General features: G+C 53.1%; 17 protein-coding genes. 3 read left to right on the forward strand and 14 right to left on the reverse strand.

The window, feature by feature from the left end; all coding sequences use genetic code 11:
* Positions 1–29: 29 nt before the first annotated feature.
* The 3 genes from GYMC10_RS29625 to GYMC10_RS29635 all read right to left on the reverse strand — a co-directional run bounded on the left by GYMC10_RS29625 (position 30) and on the right by GYMC10_RS29635 (position 2,970).
* Complete coding sequence (locus GYMC10_RS29625) at positions 30–623, reverse strand: TetR/AcrR family transcriptional regulator (protein WP_015737790.1); 594 nt, start codon at positions 621–623, stop codon at positions 30–32.
* Between the two features lie 258 nt (positions 624–881).
* Positions 882–1,475, reverse strand: a complete 594-nt coding sequence (locus GYMC10_RS29630; RefSeq protein WP_015737791.1) for a DUF4352 domain-containing protein — start codon at positions 1,473–1,475, stop codon at positions 882–884.
* A 133-nt stretch (positions 1,476–1,608) separates the two neighbouring features.
* On the reverse strand, positions 1,609–2,970 hold the full coding sequence (locus tag GYMC10_RS29635; RefSeq protein ID WP_015737792.1) for an FAD-dependent oxidoreductase: 1,362 nt from the start codon (positions 2,968–2,970) through the stop codon (positions 1,609–1,611).
* Positions 2,971–3,396: 426 nt separating this feature from the next.
* Here GYMC10_RS29635 and GYMC10_RS29640 point away from each other — a divergent pair, with 426 nt between their 5' ends.
* Entirely contained in the window at positions 3,397–4,032 is a 636-nt protein-coding gene (locus GYMC10_RS29640; protein WP_015737793.1) for an SDR family oxidoreductase, read from the forward strand.
* Positions 4,033–4,138: 106 nt separating this feature from the next.
* On the opposite strand, the gene GYMC10_RS29645 is transcribed toward GYMC10_RS29640, so the two are convergent.
* Positions 4,139–4,618, reverse strand: coding sequence for a glutathione peroxidase (locus GYMC10_RS29645; protein WP_015737794.1), 480 nt, complete (start codon positions 4,616–4,618; stop codon positions 4,139–4,141).
* Between the two features lie 291 nt (positions 4,619–4,909).
* Between GYMC10_RS29645 and GYMC10_RS29650 the strand changes: the two genes are divergently transcribed.
* Positions 4,910–5,446: a hypothetical protein gene (locus tag GYMC10_RS29650; RefSeq protein WP_015737795.1), complete on the forward strand. Its 537-nt coding sequence runs from the start codon at positions 4,910–4,912 to the stop codon at positions 5,444–5,446.
* 25 nt (positions 5,447–5,471) lie between these two features.
* Here the strand turns inward: GYMC10_RS29650 and GYMC10_RS29655 are convergent, their stop codons facing one another.
* From GYMC10_RS29655 to GYMC10_RS29665, 3 genes are all read right to left on the reverse strand, one after another.
* The gene (locus GYMC10_RS29655; protein WP_015737796.1) at positions 5,472–6,725 is read right to left on the reverse strand and encodes a membrane protein; all 1,254 of its coding nucleotides are present in this window, start codon (positions 6,723–6,725) and stop codon (positions 5,472–5,474) included.
* Between the two features lie 195 nt (positions 6,726–6,920).
* Positions 6,921–7,271 (reverse strand): DUF3243 domain-containing protein, encoded by a 351-nt coding sequence (locus tag GYMC10_RS29660; RefSeq protein WP_015737797.1) that lies wholly within the window; start codon positions 7,269–7,271, stop codon positions 6,921–6,923.
* A gap of 97 nt (positions 7,272–7,368) precedes the next feature.
* The gene (locus tag GYMC10_RS29665) at positions 7,369–8,985 is read right to left on the reverse strand and encodes a DEAD/DEAH box helicase (RefSeq protein WP_015737798.1); all 1,617 of its coding nucleotides are present in this window, start codon (positions 8,983–8,985) and stop codon (positions 7,369–7,371) included.
* 244 nt (positions 8,986–9,229) lie between these two features.
* On the opposite strand from GYMC10_RS29665, the gene GYMC10_RS29670 reads away from it, so the two are divergent.
* Entirely contained in the window at positions 9,230–9,799 is a 570-nt protein-coding gene (locus tag GYMC10_RS29670) for a hypothetical protein (RefSeq protein ID WP_015737799.1), read from the forward strand.
* On the opposite strand, the gene GYMC10_RS29675 is transcribed toward GYMC10_RS29670, so the two are convergent.
* From GYMC10_RS29675 to GYMC10_RS29705, 7 genes are all read right to left on the reverse strand, one after another.
* Positions 9,796–11,466, reverse strand: a complete 1,671-nt coding sequence (locus GYMC10_RS29675) for an ABC1 kinase family protein (RefSeq protein WP_015737800.1) — start codon at positions 11,464–11,466, stop codon at positions 9,796–9,798. The two genes, GYMC10_RS29670 and GYMC10_RS29675, sit on opposite strands and share 4 nt — an antisense overlap.
* Entirely contained in the window at positions 11,467–11,784 is a 318-nt protein-coding gene (locus tag GYMC10_RS32120; protein ID WP_009590344.1) for a phasin family protein, read from the reverse strand.
* A 248-nt stretch (positions 11,785–12,032) separates the two neighbouring features.
* Positions 12,033–12,677: a PepSY domain-containing protein gene (locus GYMC10_RS29685; protein WP_015737801.1), complete on the reverse strand. Its 645-nt coding sequence runs from the start codon at positions 12,675–12,677 to the stop codon at positions 12,033–12,035.
* A 117-nt stretch (positions 12,678–12,794) separates the two neighbouring features.
* Positions 12,795–13,421 carry a PepSY domain-containing protein gene (locus GYMC10_RS29690; protein ID WP_015737802.1) on the reverse strand — a complete coding sequence of 209 codons (627 nt, stop codon included), beginning with the start codon at positions 13,419–13,421 and terminating at the stop codon, positions 12,795–12,797.
* An 88-nt stretch (positions 13,422–13,509) separates the two neighbouring features.
* Positions 13,510–14,862: a sensor histidine kinase gene (locus tag GYMC10_RS29695; RefSeq protein ID WP_015737803.1), complete on the reverse strand. Its 1,353-nt coding sequence runs from the start codon at positions 14,860–14,862 to the stop codon at positions 13,510–13,512.
* On the reverse strand, positions 14,859–15,557 hold the full coding sequence (locus GYMC10_RS29700) for a response regulator transcription factor (RefSeq protein ID WP_015737804.1): 699 nt from the start codon (positions 15,555–15,557) through the stop codon (positions 14,859–14,861). The genes GYMC10_RS29695 and GYMC10_RS29700 overlap by 4 nt, the downstream gene beginning before the upstream one ends.
* Positions 15,558–15,591: 34 nt before the next feature.
* Positions 15,592–16,230 (reverse strand): ThuA domain-containing protein, encoded by a 639-nt coding sequence (locus tag GYMC10_RS29705; RefSeq protein WP_015737805.1) that lies wholly within the window; start codon positions 16,228–16,230, stop codon positions 15,592–15,594.
* Positions 16,231–16,271 lie beyond the last annotated feature (41 nt).

Raw genomic sequence — 16,271 nt, forward strand, 5'->3', positions numbered from 1 at the left:
TTCGATAAATCCTCCTACCGCACCGTACGTTATGAACCTTCACCCGATAACACACCGTTCAAAAAGTACATCACGCTCTTGCGGTACAGCTGCCTTAATTCCTCCTGGGACCGTTCGAAGTACGAAACCGACAACCCGTCCAGCAGCGATCCGAAAATAACGGCTATTTCGTCGATATTCTCTGCCGCTATGCGTCCCTCGTCCGCTCCCTCTGCCAGAATTTCGCGGTAGAGCATACGCGGACCTTGCAGTATCGCCAGCATTTCGCCCACAATCGTCTTATTTTCCGGCTGGTTGATATAGAATTCCTCCGCGATTTTGGTGAGCGGATTCTGGAAGTCGTCAACCATGTGATCGGCGATCCCGTACAGCTTCTCCTCAAAGCTGGCATAACCGGCTTTTTTGTCGTCCCAGGCTTCCATCCATTCCCGATTCTGTTTTGTCAGCAGCTTGACGAATAAATCTTCCTTGCTCTCGAAGTGATAATAGATGCTTCCCTTGCTGGCCCCCGTATACTTGACCAGTTCATCCATTGACGTTGCCGCATATCCCCGCTGGATGAACAGCTCCTTGGCTTTATCCAGAATCAAATCCCGCTTTCGCTGCGCTTTTTCTGATGACATCGGTGTTAGCACTCCTTGCGTTGGATTCAACAGTCCGCATCAACCAGCGGAAATCCGTGATCCGTAATAAAAAATGTATTCTGTCATGAATGAACTTCATCCCTCGTTAAAAAACCGACTGTACGGTTTAATCATACTGAAAACCTCCTCCCATGTAAAGGACGCTCTTCCGAATGCAACGAAAAAAGGACTTTGCCGAAGCAAAATCCTTGTCCATCTCGCATATTCCAAAATAACAACATGCGATGTATTGCTGCATTATTCCACTGCCCAAATGGCTCTTCCTTCTTTCATCGGATCGCCGTAACTCAGCTGCAGCCCCTGAACGTCCTGCTTCACCTCGTACGGAATCTCGCCCGTCAGCTCGCCGCCCGGAGGAATGGTGCCGTCCAGCATCTTCACGTCATCCGTTATAGGAACCGTATAGTTAAGATCGCTTGAATCCGTCATGGAAAAAGACAGTGCCGAAGAGATGACCAACGGCTCCAGGCCGTTGTTCTTCACGGTAATGTCGACCACCTTAAACGTATGGCCGGGCTGGGGCTTCAAGTACTCGTCGCCTTCGGAGTCGCGTACGCCGTTCAGCGTGATGACCGCGCCGTGATAATCGACCGTATCGCCTACTGCGGCAGGCTCATCAATCGGTTTCGTCTCTCCATCGGCAGGTTGACCCTCCCCTTGGGATGGTTCTGCCGGCGGTTCCTCTTCAGCCGCCCCCGTCTGATCCGTTTCCTCGCTATCCACGACAGCCGGCGGAGTCTCTGCCGGCGGGTCCGCCTGATTGCTGGAACAAGCAGCCGTCAGCAGCATGGAGAACAACACAGCCGAGACCAGCATTATTTTTTTATTCATACTTTATCCTACCTCCTGAAAGTCGATATCGATATGTCCGGATATTTTCCAATTCGCTGTCAAAATCCATATTCCTTCTAAAACAAGAAAAAGACCCCCGAATCAGGGGGTCTTCGTTATTGCCTAGAATGAATTAAGCGTGTACCGGCGCTTTGGTCTCCACCGCCGGCAGAGCCTGCAGGCCGGCCGTGTTAAGGAAATTCCACGGCTTGTTGTAATGCGGCTGGAAGAAGAAATCGATGAAGGCCAGCTGGTCGATCGTCATGCGGTTCTGGATGCACACCGACAGGGTGTTGATGGACTGCGTCATGTCCGCCTTGGAGATCACCTGTGCACCGAGCATCCGGCGGCTTTCCTGTTCATACACCACCTTCAGCGTAACTTCCTCGAAGGTAGGCATGAACTCCGGACGGTAATGGTCCGTAATGGTGACCGTATCCACCTTCAAACCTTCATCCTTGGCCGCTCCCTCGGTTAATCCCGTCGAGGCAATGTTGTGTTCGTATATTTTCAATCCGGACGTACCCTGGGTTCCCATATATGGCGTTGTGGGCTGCACCAAATTCCGTGCAACGAGCGTACCCATCCGGACAGCGTTGGTCGCCAGCGGAATGTACATCATTTTACCCGTCGGGTTATAGAGCACCGAGCAGCAATCGCCCGCTGCATAGACATCCTGCTTGCTGCTTTGCATATATTGGTCCACGACGATGGCGCCGTTCTTCAGCATATCGACCTGCCCCTTCAGCAGCTCCGTATTCGGTCGGAAGCCGATGCAGAGAATGACCAGATCCGTGTCGATCTCCCCTTTGTCGGTGATGACCTTATTCACCTTGCCATCCTGGCCTTGGAAGGACGTCACGGTCTGCCCCATGGCCATCTCGATTCCTTTTTCACGGAACGATTCCTCGATCTTGCCGCTGAACTCAGGATCCAGGTATTTGTTCAGAATCCGATCGGCACTGTCGATCAAAGTTACCTGCTTGCCGTTTTGTTCGAAGGCCTCCACCAGCTCCACACCGATGTAACCGGCGCCGACAACGGTAATATGTTTGGCTCCTTGCGCTTTATCAATGATCGCGTTGGAATGATCGTAGTTTTTGCAGAGCAAAATATTATTCAAATCGATGCCTTCAAGCTTCGGTACGATCGGCCAGGATCCGGTGGTAACAATCAGTTTGTCATAGGTATCTTCAAACGTATCTTCCGTGGCCAGATTGCGGACCTTTAAGGTTTTCCGGTCCGTATCCACCGAGATGATCTCATGCTTCATCTTGGTTTCGACACCAAGCTCGTCGAGTTTCTGCGGCGAAGAATAGAACAACCCGTCCGGATCCTTCACAACGCCCCCGACGTAAAGCGCAATGCCGCACGACAAGAATGAGATGTTATCATTGCGTTCGTAAACGGTAATCTGTGCATCGGGATAAAGTTTGGCGGTATTCACGATGGCGGACGTTCCTGCATGGGTACAACCGATAACTGCAACTTTCATGGTTTTTCCTCCTCCAAGTATGAAGCTTTATATTGGTTTAAGATGAGCATTTTTGCCTGGATTCATGCTTGGTAACGCTTGTTGAGCATGAACGGGTGACTGGTAATATTGATTGTGAATAATTTCACTTCATGACCTTATTATAATGTGATTTATTTCACAGTTCAATAGGCGAATTGCGTTATTCACATATTGTTCATAATTTCACATAGTGGGAATGATGAATGATCTTGACTCCAAGATTAATGTCTTGATGCCACCGAATAAGGCGAGATCGAGAATATGGGTACGGGATCCGGGGAAGCTAAAAGGGGCCCGCTTGCCAACATTCTCGAGATACCAAAATAGGTTTTTCTTATTAATAACGGATTATTCCCTTTTTGAAACAATCGGCTGCGGGTAATGTTGTGCAGGAGGTGCTTTATCATGACAACCGTATTTGTTGCCGGAGCGCATGGAAAGACCGGGAGACGGATCGCGAAGCTTCTCGCCGAGAAGGGGTATCAAGTCCGCGGCCTGATCCCCGATGAGATTCATAAACGGAAGATGGAGCAGGAGGGTGCCGAGGGAATTGTCGGTGATTTGACGCAGTCTTATTCCGATGGTTTAAGGGACGTAGACGCCGTCATCTGCGCAGTTGGCGCCGGGGTAACGGAAGATCCGCAGGAGACGGATCATGTCGGCACCGTGAGGCTGATCGAGCAGTGCGTGCTTCTAGGAATCGATCGCTTCATTATGATTAGCTGCATGGAGACCAAGCACCCGGAGCACTTCTCCGAACTAAAGCCCTATTTGCTTGCCAAACATAAAGCTGAGACCATTCTTGAAGAAAGCACGCTGACTCACACGATCATAAGGGTCGGCGAGTTAACGGATGACGCTCCTGCCGGCAGGGTTCAGGCACATCCCGATCTCCGGGAAACCGGATCCATATCCCGTCAAGATGTCGCTCAAGCAGCCGTGCTGTGTCTCTCCACGCCAGAGACGGGACTTAAGGCGTTCGATCTGATTCAAGGTGGTCATCCCATACAAGATGCCTTGAAGAGTCTTGATTCGGGCTGAATGGACGAAATGGCGAGGGATTTCCCATAAAAAAACAGGACTGTTTCTCCTCCGGGGCAAATCCCCCGACGAAACAGCCCTGTTATGTGCTCATTACTTCCTGGCATTAACCCAGCAGGGATTCAATGGCGCCCTTCATGGATTCAGGCGATTCCTTCGGCTCAAACCGCTGGACCACCTTGCCTGCGCGGTCCACCAGGAACTTCGTAAAATTCCAAGCGATCTCTCCGCCTTCATTCGGTCCGGGCTGCTCCGATTTCAGATACTGAAATAACGGATGAGCATGCTCCCCATTCACGTCAATCTTCTGGAAAACCGGAAAGTTCACGCCATAGTTCAATTGACAGAACGATTCAGCCTCTTCGCTCGTACCCGGCTCCTGTCCGCCAAACTGATTGCACGGAAAGCCAAGAACCTGAAGCCCTTGCTGGCCGTATTGGTCGTACAGCTGTTGAAGCTCTCCATATTGCGGCGTTAGGCCGCATTGGCTTGCCGTATTCGCGATGATCAAGACCTTGCCCGAATACTGATCGAGCGAGACTTCCTGCCCCTTGGTATTGGTTGCATGATATTCATAAACTGACATCCTCGAATCTCCTCTCCAGCTTGTATTGATTGAATCGCTTGCTTCCAAGCTTCTCAGCCTGGCCCATCTTCTTACATCATACCGAATATACGCCCCTAAACCAAATTTTCGATTCCAATGCCTCTACCCCGCCATCCGTAAATCCATTATGATAAACGTATATCCGCTTCAAGCAAGAGCTACATAGACTCTTGACAGCTGTTTAGTCAGCAAGTCAGCAGGGTAATGATTTAGGGTTTGGCAAAATATTGCATGATCCCGCATTTCAACAACAGTAAGCGAGGAAACGAAATGAAATTGTATCCCGAAATGTTCTTGTCTCCATGGCATCTCATCGTCGTTGTCCTGGCCCTGATTGCCTTCATCGGATTGATCAAAGGGGGGTATGACCGAAGGACCGTGCTTCGCAGCACAGGGCTGTCGACACTGGTTTTCTATTTTATTCTGACGATCCCCATTGGCCTGATCACCCAGGAATCGCTTTACAAAGAAGAAACGATGCTAACCGACCTGGATCAGAACTTTGAGGACAAGAAGGCAGATTCCCAGCTGCAGAGCTTGAAAGACTACGTCGTACTTCACGTTGGAGCGTATAAAAATGAGGATGATGCCGACATCGTCGTCTATGCCGGCAATTATCATGAAAGCCAAACGTTCAACGGTCATATTACCTTGTTCGTGTACGACAAGAACGATGAGGAAGTCTTTACCGAGATGTACAGGGACATCACCCTCGCCCCCGGCGAGAAGAAAAAGCTGGACACCTCTTTTACCAGCCAGCCCATGGATACCTACAGGTACCGATACGAAACGCACCCCCAAATGTGAAGGGTGCGTTTCTTTCGTTTTCGTATTAGGTTGACAGCCGGTCTCCAGACTCGAACCCTGGCTTATCGTTTTCCGTAAGAGGCTGGTACGGCCCCGGCATCGGCGGAAGATTCTTCGCATCCCGCCCTTTGCGCACATACCGGATTCCCAAATAGAAGAGAGCCGCCACAGGCAGCGACAGCATGGCTATCGCAAGGAGCATGCTGGACATTTGGTAGGAAGGATCGGTCTCGATCTCCGAGAAGTCCAGAAACATAAACGATATAAAAGTAACCAGCGAGAACATGATGATCTGTAACCAGCGCATCCATTTCACCAGGAAGAAGAACAGGATCGCCGACAGCGCAACAAGAAGAATGGGGTACAGCGGCTGTTCCGGGTCCGCGTTACCCAGCTCCGCCTGGCGCGTCAGCCAAAAACCGACGGCGAACTGAACCGGGAAAACCAGCCAAGCAAGCAAACCGGTTCCACGAAAAGCCGATCTTCGCTTTTGCAGCGCTTCTTCGTATTCGAGGAGCTTCATCTCGTATTCCAGCTGATCCAGTTCCTCCTCCGTCAGCTCCCTGTCTTCCTCCTCGTTCTCCTGTACCAGGCGATCCAGATACGGACGGAATTGTCGCTCGATATTCCCGTCAAATTCGGCACGCTCTAAATCCTCGTCCTCGCGAAGCAATGACGCCACCGATTCATCCCCCAAATCTTGGATGATAACGGATGTCAGATATAAAGGAATCCCTCGTCTGCCGACGACCTCCAGCCAGCGGTTCGCCTCCATCGGATCCGTGAAAGGAACGGCCACTGCCCGTTCAGCCGTCCCTTCCCCAGCAACAAGGTACATGATGGGCATTAACTCCGCCATAGGCACCGACTCGGTCATTTTGCTGTTTTTATAGGCATAACTGAATTGAAAAATATATCGCCCGTAATATATTTCCTTTACGTCGCCAATCCGAAGGCTCCCCTTCAAGGAGTCTTTCGTCTCGGGATTCCATCGCTCATATTCAATGTGGTCTTCGTATAACAAATATTCGTCCAGATGCGTATTATTCCAGATATGCCCTTTCAGACTCTTGGATAGTCGAATCACCATAAAGATACCGGCGGGTATAGCCGCCAGACTCATCCACGTCCAGACGTTGGCCCAGAAGTACAGCAGAATCAAAGGCCCCATCGTAAACGCCAGGCCCAGCAAAATGCCCAGCACATGCATTTCGAACGTAAGCACCCAATAAAAAGGCTGCATTTTGGGTTTTCTCTGCTCATGAATCACCAGAGACATTCAGGCAGCGCCTCCTCCTTTAATCTTTCGATGTTACCCAATCCAACAGATGGAATAAAGACATTGGAAATCATATTATGTATAAAGCCTAATATCAAGCCCTTCATCCTATAGTTATGTTCATTCCTGCCTTCGAACCAAAAAAACCTTCCCCGGCAAGTCGGCCGGGGAAGGACCCTCATCTCACGCTTCGCCTTATTGAGCCGTACGGTTTTGAGCCAGCTTAACCAGCAGATGAGCCAGCTGATGCTGTTCCGCTTGCGTTCCGACCTTCCATAACTCCTGAAGAAGTTTCTCCTCGGAATTGCGGGGCTCCTCGTTAGCGGCGAGGTATCCGGCTACCTTCTCTGCCGCCTGCGCCAGCTGCTCTTCATTCAAGCCAATGCTCTCGGCAAGCTGAATTCGTTTGTTCAAATAGGATTGAAAGGCATCGAAGTCAGCCAGGATCCGTTCCTTCTCCTTGTCGTCAATCCGGTCCATAGCGTCATCGACCTTACTCACATCCAGCTCACCGTTCTTGTTCACCACATGATTATGTTCAGACATGGTAACGCCTCCTTGTCATTGACTGGGTAACGATCTCTACTTAAACGTGATCCTTCGGATTGAAACAGAGGACTTCCTAAAATTTACCTTGAACTCCCTAGCGGCTCCGACCGCCACGTCGTCCACCGCTTTGGCCTCTGGCAGCGCGGCCTTCGGAGGATCGGGTTCCGCCTTGTCCGCCGCGGCCGGCGAGATTCCCCCGCCCCTCGGTTCTGGACGGTCCGCGGCTGCTGCCTCGTGCTCCGGCTTGCGGTCCGCGGCCCTCGCCTGCACGACCGCCTTCACGCGCGCCGCTGCCTCGGCCTCCGGCCGCCGATGGTCCTCGACCCTCTCCGGTACGGCCTCCTGTCCGGCCCGAATCGCGGTCATCCCTGCGCGATGATCCTGCCCTTCCCCTACCCTGCTCGTTACCGCGGCTACGCCCGGAACCCGTGCCCCGATCGGCACGGCTTCTGCCTTGACCACGTTCATTATCGGATTCAAGTGACGAGACATTTCTTGCTTTCTTCGGTCGGCCCGTATCCCTGCCCGAGCCGCCAGAGCTTTCCCGAAGGCTTCCGGCGGCAGAGTCATAGCGTACTCGCTTCAACCGCTGGGAGATCCCTTCTTCGATGCGCTGCAGATCATTAAGGTCTTTTCCGGCCGCAAACGTGATGGCCATACCGCTACCCCCCGCCCGTCCGGTCCGGCCGATACGATGGATGTAACTTTCAACATCATGGGGCATATCGTAGTTAAAGACATGGGTAACGCCTTCGACGTCCAGCCCCCTCGCGGCAACATCCGTTGCAACGAGCAGCTGCAGCTTGGCTTCCCGGAATCGCTTCATTACCGCTTCCCGTTTCGCCTGGGACAGATCCCCGTGCAGCTCGTCCGATTGATAGCCATGGGCCAACAGCGCCTCGTTCAACGTGGTGGCTCTGCGCTTCGTCCGGCAGAAGATGATCGCGAGGAAGGGATTATGCTCTTCGATCATTGCACGCAAGGCATCCTGCTTGGAGCGGTCCGTACACTCGACCACCACCTGCTGGATCTGCTCCAGCGGGATCGGGGAAGCCCCTTTAATCACGATATCGACAGGTTGATTCATATAATTGCCGGCAAGCTGCTTCACGCCGGCAGGCATCGTCGCCGAGAAGAGCATCGTTTGGCGCCGATACGGAAGCGCATGGATCAGCGCCTCCACCTCATCCAAAAAGCCCATATGCAGCATCTGGTCGGCTTCGTCCAGCACCAGCTGCTTCACGCCGCCAAGCTCTAACGTGCCCCGGCGCAAATGATCCAGCAGCCGGCCCGGCGTACCGATGATCAATTGGCGTCCGCCTTCAAGCTTGCGCAGCTGTTTCTCCACGTCCTGCCCGCCATAGACCGCCAGAATTTTGATGCCGTCCGGCTCTCCTGCCGTCAGCTTCTTGGCTTCTTCCGTAATTTGCAATGCCAATTCCCGTGTCGGCGCAACGATGAGCGCCTGCGGGTACGCCCGCTTGGGATCGATATGCTGCAGAATCGGCAGCATGAAAGCCAGCGTCTTGCCTGTGCCGGTCTTCGCCCGGGCAATGACGTCCTTTCCCTGCAGCAGCAGCGGAATGCTCTCTTGCTGTACCGGAGTCGGTTCCGTAATTCCCTGCTCCTTCAGTTTTCGTACTCTTTGTTCGTCAATGCCCAGCTGTTGAAAGTTCGGCAAACGTTCCACCTCATTTAATTTATTTAGCATCTTATGGTCTCAATCCATTCGATTCAGCAAACAAAACCAATATATTTTCATTACAAAAATCCCAACAAAAGGCCGATACCATTCGTTCTTAGAAGAACAGGGCGCTTCCCTTATGTGTCCAGTGAATGAAGATATGGTTTGAATCCATTCACTATTTTCGCCAGAAAACTGACAAACGACCCTGACTTTGGTAATGTCAATGATATAGAAATCCAGTATACACCAGCGAGGAGGTGTCCCCGATATGCATATCCTACAGCTCATCCTGACAGCCTTGATCTTGATGATCCTATTCGGCCTTATCAATCTAATGATGAATTATATTTCAAGACGCGACGGGGAGCCCATCGTTCCCTTCCGGAAGAAGCTGTGGCTCATTCCGCTGTTGTCGGCCTTTATCATTATGCCATTGGAGCTCTTTTCCATGCTGTATGCCCAGTGGTTCCCCATGCCCGATCCTTCAAGAACAGGCGAAACGCTTGCATACGACGGCCAAGGCGTGCTGCTCGGCTTTTCGCTTTTCGTCCTGGTCGGGTTCCTGATCTTCGAAGGTCTCATACATCCATTGGTCATCGCCCTGCTGCGGCTTCTGCTTCGCAAGGATACCTCCATCTATATGAAACAGGCAGTGACGGTCGTGACCGATACGATGTTGCTGTACATAGCCTCTCTGATCGTGCCCGCCATTCCCGTGGAGGGCTGGCTGCAATCGTTGGTCATCGCCGTATTTTTCCATCTCATAGAGTGGATCCTGATCGGTGTCCAGGCCTGGATGCAGCAGCGCAAACGGACAAGAGCCGAATCGGCAGGCTAGAACCTGCCGGATTTGAATATGGCGTACAGCAGCCATGCCACCATCAGCAGGGCTACGATGAATCCGACTTCAATCACCGGGAAGCTCCATATCATCATCGGCTCCCGGCTGAGCGACGATCCGATAATCAGCCCTACCATGATGATGCTGAAAGCCAGAAGCACGATGCTGAAGGACAGCCGGTTACTGATCTGATCCAACTTGCGCATCAGCATTTTCAGTTCCGGAACGCTGATCTCCACCCGCAGTTTCCCTTTGCTGATCAGGGCCGACAGCTGCCGGGCTTGACCGGGCAGATCGAGCAAACTCTCGGCAAGCCCCGCCACCCCATCCAGCACCTTCCTGCTGATCCGGCGGGTATTGTACCGCTTCTTCAGCAGCTTCCTTCCGAAAGGCTCCGCCATATCGATAATGCTCAGGCTCGGGTCCAACATCTCGATGACCCCTTCCAGGGTCAGCAATGATTTGCCAAGAAGCGTCATATCGGGAGGCAGCATAATCTGGTGCCGCTGGGCAACGGCAAACAGATCGGTCAATGCCTTGCCGATGCGCACTTGAGCAAAAGGCACGTCATAATACTCTTCCCGCAGACGGTCCATATCCGACCGCAGCGCATCCATATCGCAATCGTCCGGAATCAAACCCATTCTGGAAATCGCCCGGATCATCCCTTCCGAATTCCTCCGCATCAATGCAATAATAAGTCCTGACAGATGATCCTTCATATCTTCGCTGAGGTGACCCACCAGCCCGAAATCCAGAAAGACCAGCTTGCCGTCCTCCCTGACCAGCAGGTTCCCCGGATGAGGGTCGGCATGAAAGAAGCCCTCAATAAAAATCTGCTGCAGCATGCCGTCGGTCAAATGCTCGGCGATCGCCTTGAGATCATGCCCCTTGGCCACAATCTCCTGCCTGCGGCTTAAGGTAAGACCCTCGGCATACTCCATCATCAGCACCTTCGATGACGTATAATCCCAATAAATCCGCGGGATATGGACAAATTCCTGCTCCGTCATCCGGGATGCGATCTTCTCCGCATTCCGGGCTTCATGGCTGTAATCCAGCTCCGCCATCATCGCTCTGGCAAACTCGTCGACGATCCGATCCACGCGGTACTGCTTCACCCATTCCCAATGGCGCTCGGCAATCGAAATTAAATCCCGCAGGATTTCCAAGTCGCGGCCGATCATGCGGGCCACGCCCGGACGCTGCACCTTGATCGCTACAAGCTCTCCGGATTTCAGCCTCCCGGCGTGAACCTGCCCGATCGAGGCGGCAGCCAACGGCTTGTCCCCAAACTCACTCAACACGTCATCGATCGGCATGCCCCATTCTTGTTCAATCAGCTCCCGTGCGCTGGCGGAAGGGAACGGAGGCACCCGTTCCTGCAGCTTGACCAGTTCCTGGATAATATGGTCTGGCAGCAGGTCCGATCGGGTACTCGCCAATTGGCCCAGCTTCACAAAGGCAGGCCCCAGATCCTCCAGCACTCGCCGAATGCGTTCCCCAAGCGTAATCGTCTCCGGCTGCTCCTTGGAGCTCCAGCGGACAGGCAGCGACAGAACATGGAACAGTCCCATCTCCTCCACCATATAGCCAAAGCCATGACGCATGAGCGCCATGGCGATTTCCCGGTAACGTCCGGCATGTCGAATTCGGACCGCCATCTATTCCTGCCGCGATCCTTCCAGCTCTACAACCTTCTTCTCCAGAGCGGCAATGCGCTGTTCCAGGCTGGCGACATCGCTCTCTTTGGGAACATCCAGATCGGACAACACGCGCTGCACCTGCTCATAAATATATGACTTGATCTGGGATTGCTCCTCTTCGCCCCGCTCGACGAGGCGGTTCACCAGCGCTTTGGATTCCGCAGGAGCCAGCTCCCCGCGTTTGACCAGATCATCCACGATTTTCTCTACTTTTTCCTTGCTGACCACGGTAAGGCCCAATCCTAACGAGATGGCTTTCTTAAAAAGATCACTCACGATATATCCCTCCCGGTCGTTGTCTGGTTCCATTATAACCTTTAACGCTGGCAAAAACATCTATCCTTGGACTTGCTTTCTAAGTATCGAGAAGCTCCCTTATCAATTTCCCCTGATTTTACATGAAATATGAGGGCCAACCGGATGGGACGGCGGGAATGCACTAATGCCATGACAAAAAAGCGAACAGCCGGGTTAAAACCCGTGCTGTTCGCTGGTACGGCTATCCTACGCAGATGAAGAACGGTTTAATCGTCATCCCGATCATCATCGTGATCATCATGGTCCCAATCATCATGGTCATCGTGGTCGTCATCGTCATGGTCGTCGTATTTCTCGTATTCTGCCTTGATCACTTTGCCGCTGACCGCGTTGATCTCAACCTCGGACGAGCCTTTGGCCGTCTTCACTTCGACGTCATACACCCACCGGCCGTCATCGTGGTCCAGATCAACCTCTACGGCTGTCCCGCTCTTGACGTGTTTGACAGCGATCGCGGATGCCTTGCCGGCACCGATCAGATTCCCCGGAATGCTGTCACGGTCATCATCGTCATCATCCCGATCTACTATTACGCCAAGGGATTTGCCTGTGTAGGCATCAATCCATACATCGACATCCCGGTTGCTCTGTTGAATCTCAACATCATACACCAACTTGCCCTTTTTACGGTCAATGTCAATGCTCTCCACTTTACCGTTGGCAGCAGCGAGTGCCAATTGTTCGGCTTTTTCCATTCCAATGAGCTGCTTCTGTTGTTTGGCCGCTGCTTGGGTTCCTGCCGGCGTTGTTTGTCCTGATCCTGCAGCCTGCACGGCGCTATAGCCGTATACTCCACTTGCCGCGATCGCTACGGACAGCGCGCCTGCCCACAATGTTCTTTTGTTCATCATCTTACGCCTCCTCAAACTCTCTGTGTGATCTCTACAAACCCAATATACCGTCTCAACATGAGAGCTTTCGGAGAGAAAGATTAGAAAACGATGAGAAAATGCAAATAGGCCTCTAATCTATTCATCGTCATCCTCGTCATCCCAAGTCACCGTCATGATCTTGCCGGTAATCGCGTGGACCTGAATGGTCGCCTCACGCCCATCTTCCCGCTCGATCTCGACCAGATAGTAACGGCTGCTCTTGTTCTCGCGATATTCCACGTCTTCTACCGTTCCCGGTACCTTCTCTAAAGAAAGCTTGATCGCGTACTCTTTGGTGATCATCGTTGCAGGCGGCTCCGCAGTTCCGCTTTCACCATCCGCTGATCCCTTCTCGCCATTCTCAGCGGGCTCCGCAGGAGTCGTGCTTGGATTGTCGGTCGGCTGCTTGGTTTCGCCGGGCTCCGGCTCTGGCTTCGCTGGCGCTTTGTCCAGCTGCTTGATGGACACGATATCGCCTTGACGGGCATCCACCGTCATCTCATACCTTCCGGAATTGGACTCCAGCTCCATCCGGTACATCTCCCCATCCAGCGTTGCCTTTGTAATCTCACCGTCCGGATATTGTTTCAATACTCCGCTTACGGCTTCCTCCTGCGACATCGCCTCCGTCGAACGGGTAAACGGACTCCATACCGCATTCACGATGATCATGACGGCCACCACGATAATGACGCCCAGCAGCACACTCACTTTTTTACGCATTGAATCACCTCGCAACCCATTCGGTCTTTACCGTCAGTATAGCGCAGCATGGTTAGAATTCGATGAGAAAACGGTGGGCTGCTGACGGTTATTTCGATTTTTGGAGCCGAATGGTGGCCGTTGTGCCCACGCCGGGCAGGCTTTCCAGCTCCAGCTCAGCAGAGATGGCCTCCGCGATATCCTTGGCCAACGACAATCCAAGGCCGGCTCCCCCGCCCCGGCGGGTACGGGCTTCGTCCACCCGGTAGAAACGGTCGAAGACGTGCTCCAGCTCTTCTTTGGCAATGCCGATTCCGCGGTCGATGACCCGGATATATACCTCCGACGGCTTTCTGCCCACCTGGATGACGATATGTTCGTCACTGTATTTGCGTGCATTATCTAGCAGAATGAACAAGAGCTGCTTGAGCCTGCGGCTGTCCGTCCAGCCCAGAACCTCGCCGTCGGCTTCAACCTCGACCGTGCGGTTATAGGCATCGCGAAATGCGCGAGCGGAAGACTCCGATAATGCTGCGAGATCCACCTGCTCCATCTCGACCTGCCATTGGTCCTGGTTGCGGGCAAGCAGCAGCAGCTGCTCCGTCATCTCCTTCATCCGGATCGCTTCCGAATGGATCGCTTCAACGGACTCCATGAACAGCTCCGGCCGATCCAGGCCTCGCCGCTTCAACAAACTGGCGTAACTCTCGATGATGGTGAGCGGTGTCTTTAACTCATGGGAAGCGTTGGACACGAATTGTTCCTGCCTGGCATGGTTGCTCTCCAGCAGCGTGATCATGTCATTGAACGCAGCTCCCATCTCCACCAGCTCATCCTTGGATGTTTCCTTCAGCTCGATCCGACGGAACCGTCCGCTCTGCCGAATCTCCCGCATCGTACGGATCAAGGCCGTAATCGGCTGCACGATTAAACGCCCCAATATCCGCGTCGAAATGATCACCGGAACCAAAGCAATCGCGGTTACGGCCACCAGCACAATGCGCAGCACCTGCAGCGTCTCCATCGTAGCGGCAAGGCTGCGGGAAATTTGGATGTTGTATACCGCCCCGTCGCTCCAAATGACAGGCAGGGACACCAGCACATAACGCATTCCTTCATATCGGATCTGCTCGACCTGCTTATTGGCGTTATAAGGCAGCTTCAGCTCATCCATATCCTCGCCGGAGGAGGTCACGTAAGGAGACTTGGCCTTGCTGTCAGCCGGGACGAATTGAATCTTTCCGTCAGCCGGGACATAACTTCGCAGCAGATCGTCAATGGGAATGGTCGCGGCAGAATGCGCAATGCTTCTGACGATGCTTCCCGCCTCGGCTTCCGCCTGCTCCAGCTGGCTGTCCACCGTCATTTTGCTGAACACGTAATACACGGATAAATTCATGACAATCAGGATGGCGGCCATCAGCACCGACGAATAGAGATGGATTTTGCTGCTCAGCTTCATAGGGTTTCTTTCAGCACGTAGCCGACGCCGCGAACGGTGTGGATGAGCTCTTGCGTGCCGCCATAATCGATTTTCTTGCGGACGTAACGTATGTATACATCAACGACGTTGGTATCGCCGTAATAATCGTACCCCCACACGGCAGCAAGAATCTGCTCGCGGTTCAGCACCTGCCGCTTGTTCTTCAGCAAATAGACGAGCAAGTCAAATTCACGCGGCGTCAGATCGATCCTTCTGCCGTCGCGAATCACTTCCCGCGTGCCTTCATTCAATTTCAAATCCGCGGCCGTAAGCCACTCCCCAGCCGGTTCCTCTTCCGGATGAGGCTTTCCTTGAAGCCGTAGTGCAGCACGAATCCGAGCCAGCAGCTCTTCGATCTGAAACGGCTTCGTAATATAATCATTGGCTCCAAGATCCAGCCCCGATACCTTATCTTCAACGGAGCTCTTCGCCGTAAGCAGCAGCACGGCCGTATGGGAATCATGGGCACGAATCCGCCGCAGCAGCTCGATGCCGCTCATACCCGGAAGCATGACATCCAGCAGAATGAGATCCACCTCCTGGCTGCGGTATGCCTCAAGCGCATCCACTCCGTTATCCGCCTTGGTGACCTGGTATCCTTCACTCTCCAGCTCGATTTCAAGCAAACGGGATATTTTCGCTTCATCCTCAACAATTAGTATCTTCCCGCTCACGCGCGTCCCTCCTGCCCGATCATTTCGAAATGCCTTAACCCGGAACGCGCGCCGCCCACTTGGCCGCTTGCGTAATCATTAAACGCAGCTGAGGCTGGAGAAAGGACGGCTCATGATGGCCCGGCATCAAGAAGACCACGCGTCCAATGCCATACGTATGGCACCAGGCGGCAGGCCACTGCTTGCCTTCGTAATCATAATGCAGCAGCACGGTTTTTTCCGTGAACGGACTGAATACGAACCGGTAAGGCTCCTCGTCCAGCACAAACGGCTCAACGCCCTCCGTAATATCGTGATCGGTCTCCCCCGGAACGAAATACAGCTTCTCCATCGGCGGGTGCCCGTCAAAACGGGCGCCAATCAGCTGTGCCAGCTCATAACGGTTTGCCAAGGTAACGCCATTATGAATCACGAGCAAGCCGCCGCCTCCGCTAACGTAGGACAGCAGGCCTGCGGTCTGCCGCGGCGAAACCCGCTCGTCCCACAAGTCGCTATAGGCGATGCACAGCTCGTAAGGGTAGAGATTGCTTTCATGAAGCATTTTATGGTTTTCCGTGCACTGCACGGTGAACATGTCGTTCAGCAGATGCGTGATCTGTTTGTCTATGCCTTGCAGCGGATGAAACTTCGGGTGCGTGTAGCTGCCGAGCAGCAATGCTTTTCTCTTATCCATCGGTCATCCTCCTATTTACTACTCAATATTTCACATGAACC

The organism is Paenibacillus sp. Y412MC10, assembly GCF_000024685.1.
GTDB lineage: Bacteria > Bacillota > Bacilli > Paenibacillales > Paenibacillaceae > Paenibacillus_AQ > Paenibacillus_AQ lautus_A.